A 1,693-nucleotide genomic window follows, 5' to 3' on the forward strand; every position below is an offset into this window, starting at 1 on the left:
TTTGCACTTGGCCCTGTCAAGTTGACAGATGAAATAATATAAAGTTTCGTCTGTTTCTAAATGGCTTCATCCCAATATTCATCCGGGGTGAGGCCGTTTCTTTGTGCTGAACGATTGTGATGGTTGAAGTACTGGATGCCATCCTCAACCAGACTGACGAGTTCCTGGTAGGTCTTTGCCATCGGGTGTCGCTCCATCCAGCGCAACTTGAATTCGTTCCACCATCGCTCCATCGGTGCGTTGTCGTAAGGGGTGCCTGGTCGTGACATACTGCGCTTCACATTGTGGAGCTCCAGAAAATGGTTAAATGTTCCTGATGTATATGCTGAGCCACGGTCTGTGTGCACCAGTGGGTGTACTTCGCCAGAGGCCTCAAACGCCCGCTGGAACACTTGGATCTCTGCGGAGGCAGTCTCGGTATTGCTGAGGTTAGACGAGAGTAAACGTCGTCCATACAGGTCAAGCACGCCACTCAGACGCATAGTGTACTCACCATTCATGCCATACTTCAATTCTGTTGAGTCTGATAACCAGACCTGGTTTGGGCCATCAACTTCAAAGTTCTGGTTGAGTACATTGTCGAGCACGTGCTGTTCACTTTCCTTGCGCCGATGGCGCTTCTTGACGCGAATCTGGCAGTGGATGCCCAACTCTCTTTGCACCCGTTTAACCATCTTGACCGTCACCGGAAAGGTAATCTCGGCGTCATGCTGAAGGGCAATTAAGAGGTTGTCTGCGCCAATCCCCTGGTGATGAAAGTCGTACCAGCATTGCGCTCTTTCCTTGAGCTTGGTATCGCGTTGTTCCCAGACTGTCTCGGTGCGTCTGAGCCCCTTATAGTAGGCTTGCCGACTCACGCCGATAAGCCTTAAAAGCGTTGACACGGCACCGTGATTGCCTTGACTGACCTCTCTGATTGCGACGTAGGCCAGTCGACGTTGCTTGTTCACCCCCTGCGCTGAAGTTCCTTGAATTTTTTTTACGAATGCCTCCACCAGCTCTTTGTCGGCTAGCTCAGCCTTGAGGCGACGCACCTCCAAACGTAGCTTCTCTGTCTCTGTAAGATCAGCTTCAGCTTTGTGATGGCCCCGGTTATCAACGAGGGCCTCATAACCGCTATCTTTGGCCTTGAGTACCCAGGAACGAGCCTGTTGGTAGGAGACTTGAAAATGCTCCGCAGCTTCGCTGTAGGAGTGCCTGCCCTTGGTCACATACTCGGCCACTTCAATTCGTTCTTCGAATGTTGTCTTCCGACTCATAGTGGGGACCTGCTTTCTGAACGGCGATGCCGTCAAAGTCTTGTCCTCATTATACTTGGAAAGCCAATCATGGAGTTGTCTCGCTGACCGCAAACCAAATCGTATAGCCAATTCGCTAAGCGTTCCTTCGCCAGTTTGATAAGCTAAGACCGCTGCCAGTTTGAGCGATGATGTATAGTGCTTATTCTTCCTAGCTTCACTGAGGCCTTCAAGCCCATCACGCGCGTATCGCTCCCGCCACCGTGCAAGAATGTGCTCGCTAAGACCATGCTGATGCTCAAACGTCTTCGAGCTAATGCCCGACTGTGCAAATTCCTCCAGAAAGGCAAGCTTTTCCTCTGCTGTATATCTTGATCTAGGCATACAAATATCCCTCCATGATTGTCAGAGGAATTATGATATTTCATCTGACAACCGCAAAGGGATTATCGCAA

Annotated in this window: 1 protein-coding gene; it reads right to left on the minus strand. The window is 50.4% G+C overall.

Features of this window, described 5'->3' with window-relative positions; genetic code table 11:
• Positions 1 to 56: 56 nt before the first annotated feature.
• A complete protein-coding gene (locus tag JCM13995_RS14780; RefSeq protein ID WP_156314514.1) occupies positions 57 to 1,622 on the minus strand; it encodes an IS3 family transposase in 1,566 nt (521 codons plus the stop codon).
• Positions 1,623 to 1,693 lie beyond the last annotated feature (71 nt).

It is taken from the genome of Lacticaseibacillus camelliae DSM 22697 = JCM 13995 (assembly GCF_001311195.1).
Classification (GTDB): domain Bacteria; phylum Bacillota; class Bacilli; order Lactobacillales; family Lactobacillaceae; genus Lacticaseibacillus; species Lacticaseibacillus camelliae.